At 67.6% G+C, this 16,263-nt stretch carries 12 protein-coding genes, 1 tRNA gene and 2 pseudogenes; 8 read left to right on the forward strand and 7 right to left on the reverse strand.

Annotated elements, in window-relative coordinates; all coding sequences use genetic code 11:
- Window positions 1-147 precede the first annotated feature (147 nt).
- From BLU62_RS15210 to BLU62_RS15225, 4 genes and pseudogenes are all read right to left on the reverse strand, one after another.
- Window positions 148-1,014 (reverse strand): Bax inhibitor-1/YccA family protein, encoded by an 867-nt coding sequence (locus tag BLU62_RS15210; RefSeq protein WP_074850367.1) that lies wholly within the window; start codon window positions 1,012-1,014, stop codon window positions 148-150.
- Window positions 1,015-1,158: 144 nt separating this feature from the next.
- Window positions 1,159-1,841 (reverse strand): annotated as a pseudogene (locus BLU62_RS15215) (TetR/AcrR family transcriptional regulator).
- On the reverse strand, window positions 1,798-4,053 hold the full coding sequence (locus BLU62_RS15220; protein WP_244278195.1) for an MMPL family transporter: 2,256 nt from the start codon (window positions 4,051-4,053) through the stop codon (window positions 1,798-1,800). Before BLU62_RS15220 ends, BLU62_RS15215 begins: the two are co-directional and overlap by 44 nt.
- Before the next feature lie 99 nt (window positions 4,054-4,152).
- Window positions 4,153-5,376, reverse strand: coding sequence for an oxygenase MpaB family protein (locus tag BLU62_RS15225; RefSeq protein WP_074852923.1), 1,224 nt, complete (start codon window positions 5,374-5,376; stop codon window positions 4,153-4,155).
- A gap of 77 nt (window positions 5,377-5,453) precedes the next feature.
- Between BLU62_RS15225 and BLU62_RS15230 the strand changes: the two genes are divergently transcribed.
- A tRNA-Leu gene (locus tag BLU62_RS15230) sits at window positions 5,454-5,527 on the forward strand.
- Between the two features lie 20 nt (window positions 5,528-5,547).
- On the opposite strand, the gene BLU62_RS15235 is transcribed toward BLU62_RS15230, so the two are convergent.
- Entirely contained in the window at window positions 5,548-6,381 is an 834-nt protein-coding gene (locus tag BLU62_RS15235) for an SDR family NAD(P)-dependent oxidoreductase (protein ID WP_074850371.1), read from the reverse strand.
- A gap of 117 nt (window positions 6,382-6,498) precedes the next feature.
- Here BLU62_RS15235 and BLU62_RS15240 point away from each other — a divergent pair, with 117 nt between their 5' ends.
- The 3 genes from BLU62_RS15240 to BLU62_RS15250 all read left to right on the forward strand — a co-directional run bounded on the left by BLU62_RS15240 (window position 6,499) and on the right by BLU62_RS15250 (window position 9,835).
- A complete protein-coding gene (locus tag BLU62_RS15240; protein WP_074852924.1) occupies window positions 6,499-6,714 on the forward strand; it encodes a hypothetical protein in 216 nt (71 codons plus the stop codon).
- 129 nt (window positions 6,715-6,843) lie between these two features.
- Window positions 6,844-7,482: a TetR/AcrR family transcriptional regulator gene (locus BLU62_RS15245; RefSeq protein ID WP_074850373.1), complete on the forward strand. Its 639-nt coding sequence runs from the start codon at window positions 6,844-6,846 to the stop codon at window positions 7,480-7,482.
- Window position 7,483: 1 nt separating this feature from the next.
- Entirely contained in the window at window positions 7,484-9,835 is a 2,352-nt protein-coding gene (locus BLU62_RS15250; protein ID WP_074850376.1) for an MMPL family transporter, read from the forward strand.
- Between the two features lie 16 nt (window positions 9,836-9,851).
- Here the strand turns inward: BLU62_RS15250 and BLU62_RS15255 are convergent, their stop codons facing one another.
- Window positions 9,852-10,172 carry a putative quinol monooxygenase gene (locus tag BLU62_RS15255; RefSeq protein WP_074850378.1) on the reverse strand — a complete coding sequence of 107 codons (321 nt, stop codon included), beginning with the start codon at window positions 10,170-10,172 and terminating at the stop codon, window positions 9,852-9,854.
- Between the two features lie 186 nt (window positions 10,173-10,358).
- Between BLU62_RS15255 and BLU62_RS15260 the strand changes: the two genes are divergently transcribed.
- A complete protein-coding gene (locus tag BLU62_RS15260) occupies window positions 10,359-11,783 on the forward strand; it encodes an aldehyde dehydrogenase family protein (protein ID WP_074850380.1) in 1,425 nt (474 codons plus the stop codon).
- Window positions 11,784-11,851: 68 nt separating this feature from the next.
- On the opposite strand, the gene BLU62_RS15265 is transcribed toward BLU62_RS15260, so the two are convergent.
- On the reverse strand, window positions 11,852-13,087 hold the full coding sequence (locus BLU62_RS15265) for a benzoate/H(+) symporter BenE family transporter (protein ID WP_074850382.1): 1,236 nt from the start codon (window positions 13,085-13,087) through the stop codon (window positions 11,852-11,854).
- A gap of 117 nt (window positions 13,088-13,204) precedes the next feature.
- Here BLU62_RS15265 and BLU62_RS15270 point away from each other — a divergent pair, with 117 nt between their 5' ends.
- The 3 genes and pseudogenes from BLU62_RS15270 (at window position 13,205) to BLU62_RS15280 (ending at window position 16,189) form a co-directional block, all read left to right on the forward strand.
- Entirely contained in the window at window positions 13,205-14,008 is an 804-nt protein-coding gene (locus BLU62_RS15270; RefSeq protein WP_074850384.1) for an alpha/beta fold hydrolase, read from the forward strand.
- 94 nt (window positions 14,009-14,102) lie between these two features.
- Entirely contained in the window at window positions 14,103-15,590 is a 1,488-nt protein-coding gene (locus BLU62_RS15275) for an alpha/beta hydrolase (RefSeq protein WP_074850386.1), read from the forward strand.
- A gap of 120 nt (window positions 15,591-15,710) precedes the next feature.
- Window positions 15,711-16,189: pseudogene (locus tag BLU62_RS15280) on the forward strand (hypothetical protein).
- Window positions 16,190-16,263: the final 74 nt, after the last annotated feature.

Raw genomic sequence — 16,263 nt, forward strand, 5'->3', positions numbered from 1 at the left:
AGAACACCATTCTCGATGGTCGGCACAGTCCTGTTCCGCCATCGCCCGCTTGGTGTGGATTCCTCCGGACAGACGACAACGAACCCCGCACTCACGCGAAGTGCGGGGTTCGTCTCGGGTCGGCGTCGCGGTTCTACCGCGTCGGGACTAGTCCGAGTTGAAGTAGCTCAGCAGGCGCAGGATCTCGACGTACAGCCAGACCAGGGTGACGGTCAGGCCGAGGGCGACGCCCCATGCGGCGCGATCGGGTGCGCCGGCACGGATGAGACGGTCCGCCGAGTCGAAGTCGAGCAGGAAGCTGAACGCTGCCAGCGCGATGCAGACCAGCGAGAAGATGATCGCGATCGGGCCGCCGTCGCGCAGGATGCCTGCCTCGCCGGTGAACAGGCCGATCACCAGGTTGCCGAGCATCAGCACGAGAACACCGATCATGCCGGCGAACAGCATGCGGGTGAAGCGCGGCGTAACGCGGATGGCGCCGATCTTGTACACGAACAGCATGCCGAAGAACACGCCGAACGTACCGAGAACGGCCTGTCCGATCAGGGCTCCGGCCGAGATGTCACCGCCGACGACCAGGTTCGCGAAGACGAACGAGATCGAACCGACGAACAGACCCTCGAACGCCGCGTAGGCGAGCACGATGGCCGGGTTGTCCTGCTTACGACCGAAGCTCGCCACCAGGACGAGGACGAGGCCGCCGATCGCGCCGACCATCATCAGCGGCAGCGCGAGGCTCGTCTGTGCGGACTCGGTGGCCCGGCTGGCGATGCCGAAGTAGGTCGCGATCGCGACGATCGTCAGGACACCCAGGGTGATCGCGGTCTTGGTGACCACGTCGTCGATCGTGAGCTGCCGGGTGGTGGGAGGTGCCGGCTGCGTGTACGGGTCGGTTGCCTGACCGTATTTGTTCATCGCGACGCCGGTGCCGGCCATGCCGGCCCCGAACCCCGCGTACCCGGTCTGATTGTCGCGGACCACGCCGCGCATCACCGGATTGCTGCTCTCTCGCACGAAGCGCTCCTTACTAGGTACGGATGTATACCGTCTCAACGTCGGGTCGTTCCTGTGAGTTCCCTGACGGATTCTCGAGAATGACCGTGTCGGATTCGACTTTACCGACCCTTGACCATCTTGTCGTTCATCGCTTCTCCCGGACTATCGCGAGCGCAGTGTCTCCAGCCAGGTCCGCGCGGTCGCCGGGTCCCGGAAGTCCGCATGTCCGGACATCAGCGCACGTCCGAGGCACACGGCCTTGAGCATGGACTCGGCGCGTACGAACTCGTCCCCCAGCCGAGTCCCGGCTTCGCGAGCATCAACGACGCGACGCCGTGCGCGGCGGCCCACAGTTCGAGAACGACCTCGTTCACCTCGTCGTGCCCGAACATGCCCTCGTCGGCGAGTTCGGCGACCGTGTCCACGAACCGGGTGTAGGCGCTGGCGGCCAGCACCTGGTCGACCTTGGAGGGATGCGCGGCGTCGGCGGGTTTGCCGAACGCGACGCGGTAGAGCACCGGGGTCGCGACGGCGAACCGGATATAGGCGAGGCCGAGCTTCAGCGCCCGGTCCAGCGGGTCGTCGATGCCCTCTGTGGCGGCGGCCAGTTGATCATCGAGGCGCGCGAAGTACCGGGCGCACACAGCGTCGAGCAGTGCGTCCTTGTCGGCGAAATGCAGGTAGATCGACGGCGGGGTGACGCCGACCCGGTTGGCAACGGCACGGATGGACATCGCGGTGTCGTCGCCGTGCTCGACCAGGAGTTCTCCCGCGGCCTCGATGATCTCCTCGGCGAGGATCTCACCGGCGCCGCGAGGCGACCTCGCCCGTCTCCGTGTCGTCACTGTTCTCCTGCGCTCGATGAACTTCCTCCGGGACCTCCTCGGCCAGCCCGAAGCGGTCGTGGAATCTCCGCAACGGAGCCGGCGCCCACCAGTTGGCACGCCCGGCGAGACGCATGAACGCGGGCACCAGGAACATCCTGATCAGGGTCGCGTCCATCAGGACCGCGAGCGCCAACCCCACCCCGAACATACGCATGAACGAGACCTCCGACGCCGCGATCGCGGCGAACACGATGCTCATCAGCAGGGCCGCTGCGGTGATCACCCGACCGGTGCGCGCGAGGCCCAGGGCCACCGCGTGATCGCTGGCCTCGCGGGTGCGATCGGACTTCAGCCATTCCTCGCGCACGCGGCCGAGCAGGAACACCTCGTAGTCCATGGAGAGACCGAACGCCACGCAGAACAGCAGCACCGGCATGGTCGCGTTGAGGGTTCCGGTGGCGGTCGTTCCCAGGCCGTCGAGGTGGCCTTCCTGGAAGAACCACACCATCGCGCCGAATGTCGCCGACAGCGACAGGATGTTCAGGACCAGTGCCTTCAACGGCAGCACCACGCTGCCGGTGAACAGGAACAACAGGACGAACGTGGCGATCGCGATGATTGCCAGCACCCAGGGCAGGTGGGCGTAGATGGAGCCCACGGTGTCGTCTGTGGTCGCCGCCAGCCCGGTGAACAGGGTTTCCGTCCCGTCGGGCGCCGGCACAGCGCGCAGGTCGTCGAGTTGGGCGAGCCCGGCATCGCTCATCGGATCCCGATCGGTGGACACGTTGAGGACGTGGATGTCGTCGCGGCTGTCCTCCGGACTGCCGGGCGCGACCGCCTCACCCCGGACGAAGGTCCCGGCCGAGGAGCCGGCCGAATTGACGTGGTCGACCTGCGACAGCGCGCGCGTGTACGCCGCGAGCGACTGCTGCCCCACCGGTCCCCGCACCACGACGGTGACCGCCGAGGAGAGGTCGTCCTCGTAGTCGTCGCGGATCTCCTGCTGGATGGCATGCGAACTCGCGGACTCGGGCAGGACGCGGTCGTCGGGGAAGCCCATCTTGAGCGACAGGAACGGCGCGCCCAGGACGAGCAGGAAGATCGTGACCACCGCCGCGACGGGCGCCGCGTGCCGGAGGACCCACTGCACGAGGCGGTACCACCACGTCTCCTCCGGCTCGCGCGGACGCGACGGGGGCAGCCGCAGCAACCGGCGCACGGGTTTGCGCGCGTCGAGTGCATCGATCCGGTCGCCCAGGAGCATCAGCACGGCCGGTGTCACGATGAGCGCGGAGAGGGCCGCGACCGCCACGACCCCCAGGCCGGCGAACGCGAAGGACCGCAGGAAGTACTGCGGGAACAGGACCAGCGCACTCAGCGAGAGCGCGACCGTCACCGCCGAGAACGCGACCGTCCGGCCCGCGGTGGCGAGCGTCCGGACGATCGCCTCAGGACGTTCGAGCCCGCGGGCGACCTCCTCCCGATAGCGCGTGAGCAGGAGCAGCGTGTAGTCGATCGCCAACGCCAAACCCATTGCGGTCGTGAGGTTCAACGCGAACACCGAGACGTCGGTGACCGATCCGATGGCACGCAGCAGCGCGAAGGTCAGGATGATCGACACGATCCCGATCCCGACGGGTATCGCCGCCGCGATCAGCCCGCCGAAGATGAAGATCAGCACGACGAAGGTGATGGGGATGGCGATCGCCTCGGCGATCAGCAGATCGGATGCCGTCTGCTCGTTGACCTGGGAATACACCAGCGCCTGGCCACCGACCCGGATCGCGATCCCGTCGCGCTCACCGGTGAACTCCTCCTCGATCTCCGCGGCCCGCGCCGGGGCGAGGTCCTCGCCGCCTTCGAGCGCGACGATGATCAGCGCCGACGTCCGGTCGCGGCTGACCAGTGCCGAGTCGAGCGCCGGGTTGGCCCAGACGGACAGGATCTGGTCCTGCACATGATCGTTGGCGTCGAGTTCACGGATGACGTTGTCGGCCACGGATTTCGCGGTCGGGTCGCGCGAGATGTCGACGCCGGCCGGGCCGTCGAGTTTGAGGACGACCTGGATGCCGCCTCGGTTGAAGGTCTCGTCGAGCACCTTGTCGGCTCGTGCGGATTCGGCGTTCGGAGCGCTGTAGCCGCCCGCCAGCAGATGCTCGGCGGCCGTCGCGCCGTACGCGCCGCACACCACGATCAGGATGCCCGCGCCGAGCAGCACCCTTTTCGGCATCGAAATGATCCACCGTGTCAATCGAACCACCGTGCGGCCCCCTCGCCTCGGTTGTCTTTACGGCGTTAAGTTATCAGCAGTAACCCAGCAGATCAACGGTCACCGACCTGGGTGGACCTCCATGCCCAGTCCGCGGCGTACCGTTCGGAGCTCACGTTCGATGACGGCCGATTCCGAGCCGAGGAGTCCGGTGGTCCGGATGATCTCCCGCAACCGGATCGCCGGACGCGCGACGTCGACCAGATGGTGGAGCGGCGAACGCCGCAGACCCATGCGTCGTGCCACCGGACGCTCCACCCACCGGGTGGAGATCGCGGAGAAGGACGACCGGAGGATCGGCCCGGTCACCGCGTCGAGCGCGGACACCAGCACCGTGGGCACCGGGATCGGCGCCGCACCCTGCACGACACCGGGCAGGACGTAGCCCTCGCGGAGCAACGCCTTGATGAGCACCTTCGACGAATCGTCCGGTTCGAGTTGGAATTCGGCGGCGACCCGGAAGAGGTCGGCCGCCTCGGCGTGACTGGCCGGGAGCAGGTCGTCGTCGACGCCGATGACCCAGCCGATCCACCGCCAGAGATGGGTGATCGCCTCACGTTCGGCACTGCTGTAGTGGATGCCGAAGTCGCGCGCGACCAGCAGCGGCAGCGCCAGGAACCCGCATGAGATGGTCATGAGCGAGTAGGTCTGGTTGATCGGCACACCCCACTCCGCCTCGTCCCAGCCCGGCGCCTCCTCCCCGTCGACGCCGCGGGGGTGGCACAGGATGTCCCGGATATAGGCATGGAGGAGCCGAATACGCAGTGTCGCAATCCATCCGGGGTTTCCCGGCAGCATCGCACCGGGCGTGGTCGCCTCGGCGACCCAGCGCGCGGTGGACTGCACCCGATCGCGTGTCCCCAATCCCAGGCGCCCCGTGGCGACCAATGGTCGTACGAAACCCTGCGCCTTGTACCCGTAGATCAGAGACTGATAGAGCGTCGACGACTGCAGCGTGCCGAATCGCCACCACGCACGCGCCCCCGAGGCCGCGAACGCCGCATCGAACCACGTCGGCGGGGTACTCGTGGCCCGCAGCAGGCGACGCATCGACGCCGGCATGTCGATCCGGTCGGGATCATGCGCCGCCTCCGGATCCGCATGCGCCTCCAGCAGATCGACGAGAGTCGCGAACGACATCCCTTGTTCGCGGGCCTCGACGACCACCGCGTCGGCGAGCGGGTCCCCCTGCAGCAGACCGACCTCCAGACGGTCGACGAGTTCGGGATGCCGCGTTCGGACAGCCTCCCAGTTGCGGGCCCCGGTCACCGTTGACGCGTCCATGTCTCCGATGATCACCCGCCGCGGTGGGCGGGTCAAGGAAGGGGCAGGTCACCGAGCCTGACTATGCTCACTCCGAAGCCCCCATAGCCCAATTGGCAGAGGCAGCCGACTTAAAATCGGCACAGTGTCGGTTCGAGTCCGACTGGGGGCACCGCACGGGACGCCCAGGGCTCAGCGACCTTTCGACCGATATACGAATCGCCCCACCTGCGCGTACGCCATCCGCTCACTCAACCGGGAACTCAGCCTGCGCGCACCGTTGAACGCATGCGCGTCCTTTCCGACCACCGCACGGACCCGGCCGTCGAGGGCCGCGTCGATGATCAGACGCGCGGCCTTCTCCGGCGCCATCGCGAAACCCTTCGCCAGCGCCTCGGGCGTGCCGAGGGCCTGCGAGGTCTTGCGTACGAGGTCGGTCCAGATGGTGCCCGGGATGACCGTGGTGACGGTGACTTTCGACTTCTTCCCGCGCAGGTCCTGAGCCAGGCCGTAGCCGAAGAACGCGACCGCGGCCTTGCTGGCCCCGTAGAACGCGGCCCCCGGGAAGGGAGCGAGCCCGGACAGGCTCGAGGTGATGAGGATCAGTCCACCGTCGGGGCGCTGTTCGAGGTGTGGGAGGAACGCCCGGGTGAGCCAGACGGTGCCGAAGTAGTTGACGCGCATCAGCAGATCGATGCGATCGTCGTCGACCTCCGCGATCGGCTGCGTGTCCTGCGGGATGCCCGCGATGTTGAACAGGCCGTCGACGTGCTCGAGGTCCGCGCGGACCCGTCCGGGAAAGCCTTGCACCGCTTGCTGATCGCCGATGTCGAGGACGTACGGCCGGAAGCGGGAGGCGTCGCTCGTGAGATGTCCGGTCTCGGCCAGTCCGATCTCGTTGATGTCGACACCGGCCACCGTCGCACCCCGGGAGACGAGATCGAGTGCGACGCATCGCCCGATACCGTTCCCCGCACCCGTCACCACGAAGACCTTGTTTGACAGATCCCTGCCGTCGACGTCCACGCACCCTCCTCGACCTATCCGATGCGGGCACCCTAACAAGCGCTAGGTTGTCCCAGTCCCGCCGGGAGCCCTCGGCCGATTGGGCCGACCGGCACCCGTGGTGATGTACTCGTGGACATGTCCACTCGGGTCCTGGCCGCCGATTCGTCGGCCGCTCTCCTCACCCTCGGCATCTCGCTGTACTCGGTTGCGATCCTTGTATGCCTCGGTATCGCGATCAACGCCGCCCGCTTCCGCCGCCGCCGTCTCGCGATCGCCATGGCCTGGGTGGTCGGCGTCCTCACGGTCGCCGGCGTGATCATCGCGATCCTCAGCAGCGTGCACGGAGGCTAGGCCACCACTCCGGCGAGCCGCTGACCGCGTGTGAGCCACGCCACCCCCGGCACCCGAGTGAGAGAACACTTGCATTTTTGCATGCGTCTGCAAGTTTGCAGGTTTCTGCAACTTCCGTAGCGTGGAGGAATGCACCCGTCAGGACTCCGTGAGGCCAAGAATGCCGCCACGCGCAAGGCGCTCGCCCGCGCCGTGCTCCGCCTGTCGACGCGCGACGGTATCGACCACGTGACCATCGACGCGGTCGCCGCTGAGGCGAACGTCTCGGTCCGCACCTTCCACAACTACTTCGCCGGCAAAGAAGACGCACTGCTCCACTTCGTGGACACCCTGCTGGACTCGGTCATCGAACGAATCGAGGCACGGCCGGCCGGTGAGAGCTTCTGGTGTTCGGTGCGGGCCGCGCTGATCGAGACCGCCACCTCACCCGACGTCGGCGAGCCGGCCGAGATCGTCGCTTTGCTGCGACTTCTCGACACCGATCCGGGACTGGCCGCCCGATCCCGCGACATGGACCTCGACCAGACGGTCGAGGCCCGGCTCACCCAGCTCTACGCCCGCCGCGGCCAGCGGGCCGACGCGATGTACCCCCACCTGGTCGTCCACACCGCGATCACCACCGCGCGAGTCGCCCTCGAGTACTTCGTGGCCCGCGGCCGACCCGACCTGTCCACGGTGCTCGAGTCCGCCTTCGACCAGATGTCGGCCGGTCTGGTGCATCCCGCCCCGCTCATGAACCCCGCCGACGCATCCCACAAGGAGCCCTGACGTGGCAACACACCTGTACCGACTCGGACGCTGGACGTACGAGAACCGACTCAAGACGATCGCGATCTGGGTTCTCGTCCTCATCGGACTGGGTGTCGGCGCGACCCTGCTGGCCAAACCCACGTCGGAATCGTTCTCGATCCCGGGCATCCCGTCGGAGAAGGCACAGGACCTCATGGTCGAGCGCTTCCCCGGCGAACCCTCGTTCGGCGCCGACGTCGGCGTCACCTATGTGGTTCGCGCACCGCAGAATTCGACGCTCACCGAGCCCCGGTATCAGCAGGCAATCGACGACATGGTCGCCGACCTCAAGAACGTCGACGGGGTCGCGAACCCCGACTCGATCGTCAATCCGTTCGTCTCGTACGGCACCGAACAGTCCCCCGGTCAACTCCGGGAACTGTCCCAGGCCTTCCAGGAGCAGACCTTCGGCAAGAGTGCCGCCGAGGCCGCTGCCGACGCCCAGGCGACCTCGCCGATCAACTCCGCGGCCACCGTCGCGCAATTCGGTACGTCCTTCGCCGTGGAGGCGTCGTCGGACATCACCGAGAATACCCGCGAGCAGATGGACGCCGTCGCCGAGGACGGGCGGGCCGCGGGACTCACCGTCGAGATGAAGGGCACTGCCACACAGCAATTCGAGCTCGGCATCACCTCGGAGCTGATCGGCATCGGCGTCGGCGCGCTGATCCTGATCCTCACGTTCGCCTCTCTCGTCGCGTGGGGTATGCCCATCATCACCGCGATCGTGGGCGTGGCCATCGGCATGCTCGGCATCCAGCTGGGCACACACTTCTTCGACCTCAGCAAAGAGACGCCGATCCTCGCGACGATGATCGGGCTCGCCGTCGGTATCGACTACGCGCTGTTCATCGTGTCGCGGTACCGGCACGAGATCCATCGGTCGGCGAATCGCGCCGATGCGGCCGGCCGGGCCGTCGGCACCGCCGGATCGGCGGTCGTGTTCGCCGGCAGCACCGTCGTGATCGCACTCGCCGCACTGGCGATCGTCAACATCCCGTTCCTCACCGCGATGGGCGTCGCGGCCGCGGCCACCGTGATCGTCGCGGTGCTGGTCGCCCTGACCCTGCTGCCGGCCATCCTCGGCCTGTTCGGCGGCAAGGCCTTCGCCGGACGACTCCCCCGCCTCAACGCCCCCGACGTGGAACCGCACGAGGCCGAGCGCGTGCACAACGGTCAGCGCTGGGTTCAGCGCATCGTCGCCCATCCGCGTGCCGTGACCGCCGCGATCGTCGGCATCCTCGTCGTACTCGCGGTGCCGATGACCGGTCTCAAGCTGGCACTGCCCAACGACGGGACATCCGAGCCGTCGACGACGCAGCGGCAGGCGTACGACATGGTCGCCGACGGTTACGGGCCCGGATTCAACGGCCCGCTCGTCGTCGTCGCCGACGGGCGCAGCATCGAGGACACGGGCGATCGGCTTCGTACCTTCGACACCCTCGTCGACGACCTAGCCCAGGTCAAGGGTGTGGAGATCGCGCAGATCGGCGCCGGCGGGCTCAACGAGGCCCGCGACACCGCGAAGATCACCATCATTCCGTCGACCGCGCCGTCGGACGAGGCCACCCCGCAACTCGTTCAGACGCTGCGCGACATGGAGCCGCGCGTCGCCGCGACCACCGGTGTCTCGTATGGCGTGACCGGGCAGACCGCGATCGAACTCGACATCTCGGACCGACTGTCGGATTCGCTGATCCCCTACCTGCTCGTCGTGGTCGGGCTGGCGTTCATCCTCTTGATCATCGTGTTCCGGTCGATCCTCGTGCCGCTGACCGCCGCGCTCGGATTCCTGCTCAGCGTCGCCGCCACGTTCGGTGTCACGGTCGCGCTGTTCACCGACGGGGCCCTGGGCATCGTCGGGAACCCCCAGCCGGTGGTGTCATTCCTGCCGATCATGCTGGTGGGCATCGTGTTCGGTCTCGCCATGGACTACCAGGTGTTCCTGGTGACGCGCATGCGGGAGGCCTACGTCCACGGCGCCGACGCGAAGACCGCCGTCGTCGAGGGCTATCGGCACAGTGCGCGCGTGGTGGCTGCCGCCGCGGCGATCATGATCTCGGTGTTCGCGGCGTTCATGTTGCAGGACATGGCTTTCATCAAGGTGATGGGCTTCGCGTTGGCCGCGGCGGTGTTCTTCGACGCCTTCGTGGTCCGCATGACACTCATGCCCGCGGTACTCACGGTGCTCGGCGACAAGGCGTGGTGGCTGCCGCGCTGGCTCGACCGCATCCTGCCGAACGTCGACATCGAGGGCGAGAAGCTCCGGCTCGACGACTCGGGCCCGGCGGCCGGCACCGCTCCGGATGCGGAGGTCCGCGCCGGGCGGTGACGCCGCGCCGCCTCGATCACTCGACGCGGAACTCCCCGAGTTCCGACCAGGTGTCACCGTCGATGGTGGTGTTGATGACGTCCGGGGTTCGCTGCAGGTACTTGGGCAGTTCCTGCTGGGCCTGCTTGAAATGCGGACCGGTCACGTGCGCCTCGGCCGCATCGTCGTCGAAGGCCTCGACGAGCACGTAGGTGTTCGGATCGTCGAGCGAACGCGACCAGTCGAACCATTTGTTGCCCGGCTCGGCCCTGGTCGCCTCGGTGAACTCGCGCGAGAGTTCCGGCCATTCATCTGCATACTCGGGCTTGATCGGCCATTTCACGACGATGAGGATCATGCCTCGACCCTAGTCCCCCGGCCGAGGCCCGGGCGTCGCAAAATGCGACTGGGACGACAGTCCCAAAACATCTCGCCGCGTGACCGCCGGCGGCTCGGAGGATTCGCGAGACCTCCGACGGCTCGCGGCATAGAGTGTGAAACCGACAACAAATGTCCTCACATCTTTTGCAGCAACGGAGGCGATATGCCGGACATCACCAAGTTCTACATCGACGGCCAGTGGGTGGAGCCCGCCGAGCTCAACCTCATCGACGTGATCAACCCGGCCACGGAGAAGGCCGCCGGGCAGGTCGCCATCGGTAGCGCCGCCGACGTCGACGCCGCGGTGGACGCCGCCCGCCGCGCGTTCGACACCTGGGGCCAGACCACCGTCGAGGAGCGCCTCGAGGTCATCAACCGGATCATCGCCGAGTACCAGAACCGCATGGGCGATCTGGCCGCCGCGGTCACCGAGGAGATGGGTTCGCCGGTCGGCCTCACCAACGCGGCCCAGGTGCCGATCGGCCTCGGTCACCTGATGACCGCTGCCGCGCAGCTGCCCGGTTTCTCCTTCAGCGAGGACCGCGGCGGACACCGCATCGTCAAGGAACCGATCGGCGTGTGCGGCTTCATCACGCCGTGGAACTGGCCGCTCAACCAGGTCATGTGCAAGGTCGCCCCGGCACTGGCCATGGGCTGCACCATGGTGCTCAAGCCCTCCGAGGTGGCACCGTTCAGCGCCGCCATCGTCGCCGAGATCTTCGACGCCGCAGGCGTTCCCGCAGGCGTGTTCAACCTGGTGAACGGTGACGGACCGGGCGTCGGCTCCGCGCTGGCCGCCCACCCCGACATCGACATGATCTCGTTCACCGGCTCCACCCGCGCTGGCATCGAGGTCGCCAAGACCGCGGCGCCGTCGGTCAAGCGCGTCGCCCAGGAACTCGGCGGCAAGAGCCCGAACATCATCCTCGACGACGAGGACTTCGCGAAGAACGTCGCCGGCGGCATCGCGGCGATGATGATGAACTCCGGCCAGTCGTGCAACGCCCCGAGCCGCATGCTCGTACCGTCCGCACGCCTCGACGAGGTCGCCGAGATCGCGAAGTCGGTCGCGCCGAACATCACCGTCGGCGACCCGACGACCGAGGTCCAGCTCGGCCCGGTGGTCTCCGAGGCGCAGTTCGAGAAGATCCAGGGACTCATCGAGCGGGCGATCGCCGACGGAGCGACCCCCGTCATCGGTGGCGCGGGACGTCCGGAGGGCCTCGAGACCGGCTACTACGTCAAGCCGACGGTGTTCACCAACGTCACCAACGACATGGAGATCGCCCGCACCGAGGTGTTCGGTCCGGTCCTCGTCGTCATCGCCTACGACTCGATCGACGAGGCCATCAAGATCGGCAACGACACCGAGTACGGCCTCGCCGGTTATGTCTCGGGAAAGGACCTCGACGAGGTCCGCCGCATCGGTTCGCGCATCCGCGCGGGTTCGATCGGACTCAACGGCGCCACCGTCGACCCGGTCGCACCGTTCGGCGGTTACAAGAAGAGCGGCAACGGCCGCGAATGGGGCGACTACGCCTTCGACGAGTTCCTCGAGGTCAAGTCGCTGCTCGGCTACGGCGCCTGACGCCACACCGGCATTCTCTGACGAGGACCGGCGGGCGCATCCACTGCGGATGCGCCCGCCGGTCTCTTCTACCCCGAGTCCTGTGCACGGAAGTCGTCGCGCTCGGCGACCCACGACACCGCCATTCCGGCGACGAGCCCCCAGAAGGCCGACCCGATGTTCAGGACGGCCAGGTCCGACACCGAGACAAGGAACGTCACCAGCGCTCCCAGCGTGAATCGGGAGCCGAATGCTCCGCGGAACGCTCCCTGCAGAGCCCCGAGCAGCGCGAGCCCGCCGACCGTGGCGATGAATGCCGACGGCATCGCCTGCATGAACGAGACGAAGACCGGCGCGAAGACGCCGATCACGATCGCGAGGACACCGAAGGTCAGCGCCGCGATGTACTGACGGTCGCGCCGTCCGCCCGACACCAGCAGCGCGTTGGTGGGACCCGTCAGGCACGACGAGATGGCGCCGACCGATGCCGCGAGTGCCGACCACACCCCGCTCGCGACGGTGATCACGTTGACCGGCGGGTGATGCCCGGCGGCACGCAGCACCGCGACGCCCTGCCCGTTCTGCACCACGATCACGGTGATGGCCAGCGGCACCACCAGTTCCATGGCCGCACGGACGGTGAACTCCGGAACCGTGAACACCGGCACCGCCACGATCGACGACGCGGGCGCGTCGACGTGGAAGGACCCGGTCGCGACGACCGCGATCGCGCCCACCACGAACGCCCCGATGATCGGCGGAACCCGCCGGCTCACCGTCTGATGGCAGTGGAGCGCGAAGAACGCGAAGACGATCGGTACCGCCACCCACGGGTCGGCGCCGACCGCATTGACGATGTCCAGACCGAACTGCAGGAACACCCCCGCGACCATGCCCATCACGATGGGCATCGGTATCGCCGACATCGCTTGTCGCACACGTCCGGTCAGCCCGACCAGGAAGATCAGCAGGCCGGTCAGGAGAAACGCGCCGACGACCTCCGCCCACCTCAGGTGGCCCACCGCGGAACCGACGAGCACGGTCCCGGGGATCGTCCACGCAAAACCCAGCGGCATCCGGTACACCCAGCTCGCGATCACCGTCAGGAGGCCGTTGAGGACGAAGACGCCGAAGATCCACGACGTCAGCTGCGCGGTGGTGAGGTCGCCCGCCGCGCCCGCCGCCAGGATCACGGCCACCGGTCCCGACGCGGCGAAGATCAGACCGATCAGCCCGTTCGCGAGATAGGTGCCGCCCGCGTCGCGCAGCATCGACGACGGACCCGGCCGGGTATCGGACGGCCGCTCGAAGCTGGGTGCGTACATGGAGGCGAGGCTAGTGACGCATTCGGCAAGAACAAGGACAAAGTTTCCGGGGATTGATCGCGAGTGTTTATCGGCGATCGGCCCACGTCGCAGACGCCCTGGGTACGATCCACGTTCATGCTGATCCCCACCCACCCCGATTCCACGACCGCCCTCGATGTCGAGGTGACCGGGGCAGGCGAACCGCTCCTGCTCATCGCGGGCATGTCGGCGCATCGGCAGATGTGGACCGACGAACTCCTCGACGCCCTCACCCCGCACTTCGAGGTCGCCGTCTACGACCACCGCGGCATCGGCGGGAGCAGCCGCGCCGAAGCCGCGTTCACCACCGCCGACCTGGCCGACGACGCGCGTGGCGTTCTCGACGGACTCGGCTGGGGCGCCGCTCACGTCATGGGTACGTCGATGGGCGGCATGATCGCCCAGGAGCTGGTCCTCGCCCATCCCGATCGGGTGCGCAGTCTCGTCCTCGGCTGCACCACCGCGGGTGGACCGGGAGCGATCGGTTCGGACGGCGTCGTGCGCCTGGTGGAGGCCATCTCCTCCCGGGACGCCGCGCGGGTGGCCCGCGCCGCCTTCGAGGTCAACCTCTCCCCCGGTTTCCGCTCCGGTGACGGCGCCTTCGATCGATTCGCGCAATCCTCGACGCGGCGCAAGGTGCCGTCGGCGGTGGTCGCCCTCCAGGCTGCCGCCTGCGCCGGACACGACACCCGCGACCGGTTGGCCGGCATCAGCGTGCCGACCACGGTCGTCCACGGCGACATCGACGAGGTCATCGTCGTCGACGAGGGCGACCGGCTGGCAGCCGGCATCCCCGACGCCGCGCTCGAACGGTGGCCCGGCGTCGGGCACATGTTCTGGTGGGAACGCCCGGAGCGGTCCGCGGAGGTCATGCTCCGCACAGCCAAATCGGCGGGGTGACCGGAGCCGGCGTAACGCCGGTCGGGTCCTCGAACGACATTCTTGACATCGGCACCGACGCGATCTTCGGGTGGCCGCGTACGTCAGGAGTTCTATGTCGCACCCAACCGAGACCCGTCGCCTCACGACCCGTCGCCTCACGACCCGTCGCCTCTCGCCTCGTCAGCGCATCCTCACCGGCATATCGGTCGTGGCGATCCTCACCCTCGGTCTGTTCGGGGCGAGCAGCCTGCTCAACTCGTCGAACACGGCCAGTGCCCTGCGCGGCCACCCGGAGATCCTGCGTCCGGGCTGCACCTGGGACTCCTCGGGCTACTACGTGCAGAACTGCAAGGTGTGGTCGGAGTCCCAGAAGCGCGAGGTGATCGTCCAGATCCGCGCATCGAGCGGCAGCGACAGCGGCGTCTATCTGCTCGACGGCATGCGCGCCAGCGAGACCCGCTCGGCGTGGACCACCGACGTCCAGGCGGCCCGTGTCTACGACGCCAAGGCCAACACCACACTCGTCATGCCGGTGGGCGGCGCGTCGTCGTTCTACACCGACTGGGACGGCGGTGCGGGCGACAAGAACACCGTCATCAAGCAGGAGACCTTCCTGACCTCTGAGCTGCCGGCCTATCTCGAGCGCGAATTCGGCGTGGCCCGCAACAACAACGCGATCGTGGGTCTGTCGATGTCGGGTGGTCCCGCGGTGACCCTCGCCGAACGGCACCCCGAACAGTTCAAGGTCGTCCAGGCGATGTCGGGCTACTACCAGACCGACAACCCGATCGGCGCCCTCGGCGTCTTCGCGACGCAGAGCCTCGTCTCGAACTACGTCAGCGGCATCGTCAACATGTGGGGCGCGCCGGGCGGAACCCGCTGGACCGACAACGACCCGTCGAAGAACGTCGGCAAGCTCGCCGAGAACGGCCAGGTCCTGATCATCTCGTCGGGCAACGGATTCCTCACCCCCACCGAGCTCGCGAAGCTCGCACCGCAGGACCAGATCTCGGCGATCGCACTCGAGATCCTGTCCGCGGTGTCGACCGTGCTGATGCAGCTGCAGGCCAAACAGTCCGGTGCATCGGTGATCTCGCTGCCCAACTACGGCGGCCACACCTGGGAGAACTGGGGCCGCGCCCTCGGCGACGGCAAGGGCCACGTCCTCGAGACGCTGCGCAACAACCCGCCGGTGACCGCGAAGACGACGGTAGTCTCGGCGTCGGGCAGCCCCGACCCCGAAGGCCCCGCAAAGGTCACGATGGCCGTGAAGAACGCCGCCGCGGCCTCCCCCGCGCTCGACGCCTCGGTCCTGGCCGCACTGGAGTCGACGGACGCGTCCAGCGCTTCCTCGGAGACGCCGGCCTCGTCCGAATCGGCTGCCTCGTCGGAGGCCTCTGACTCGGTCGATCCGTCGACCGACGTGTCGACGTCTGCCCCCGCTGCACCCGAGTCGGTAGCGGCCGAATCTGCCGCGCCTGCAGAGGAATCGGCCGCGGCGACGACGGAACCCACGGTGCCGCAGGTCGAGCCGTCCGCTCCGAGCGTCTCGGAACAGCCCGCCCCGTCGACGGCGACCACGACCACGCCGGTGCGGTGAGCCTGCTCAGTTGAGGCGTTCAGCAATAGGTATCGCTCATCGATACCTATTGCTGACCCGTCGGTCAGGCCGCATCGATGGTGGAGACCCACTTCGCGGTCACTGTTCCGAATGCGCTAGATGTCCGAATTCACACGCAGCAGTTACGTTTACAACGTGAACTCCTCCGATCTCGCCGACCTGGTCGGCACCGACACCATCGCCGTGGTGGTCGCCTCCGGACTGATCCTCGTCTGGGGCCTCGCGCTGGGCGTGTGGAAGTACCACGGGATTCGCACATCCCCGAGCACAGCGCGCACGTGTACGTCGACATCGCTCACCGAGCGGCACTGATGTATTCGTTCGCGACCCTCGTCCTTGCGGCGCTGGTCGAGCTGAGTGCGTTCTCGCCGGTTGTCAATGTGCTGGCCGCCGCGGTTCCGATCGTGTTCTTCGTCGCCGCGATCGGGGCGTACTGCATCCACGGCGCCTTACGCGACACCACCAATCAGTTCGTGAACCCGATGCCGGGGACGTATCTGTTCATGCTCGCGCTGATCGTCGGCGAGATCGGCGGAGTGCTGGTGTTGCTCGCCGGCGTCGTAGCGCGCGTGGCCTGAGCACTCCCTCACGACAGAGGGCACCTGGGTCGGCGGCGGAATACCACCACAGACCCAGGTGCCCTTTTGACCAC

The sequence above is a fragment of the Gordonia westfalica genome (assembly GCF_900105725.1).
Taxonomy (GTDB): domain Bacteria; phylum Actinomycetota; class Actinomycetes; order Mycobacteriales; family Mycobacteriaceae; genus Gordonia; species Gordonia westfalica.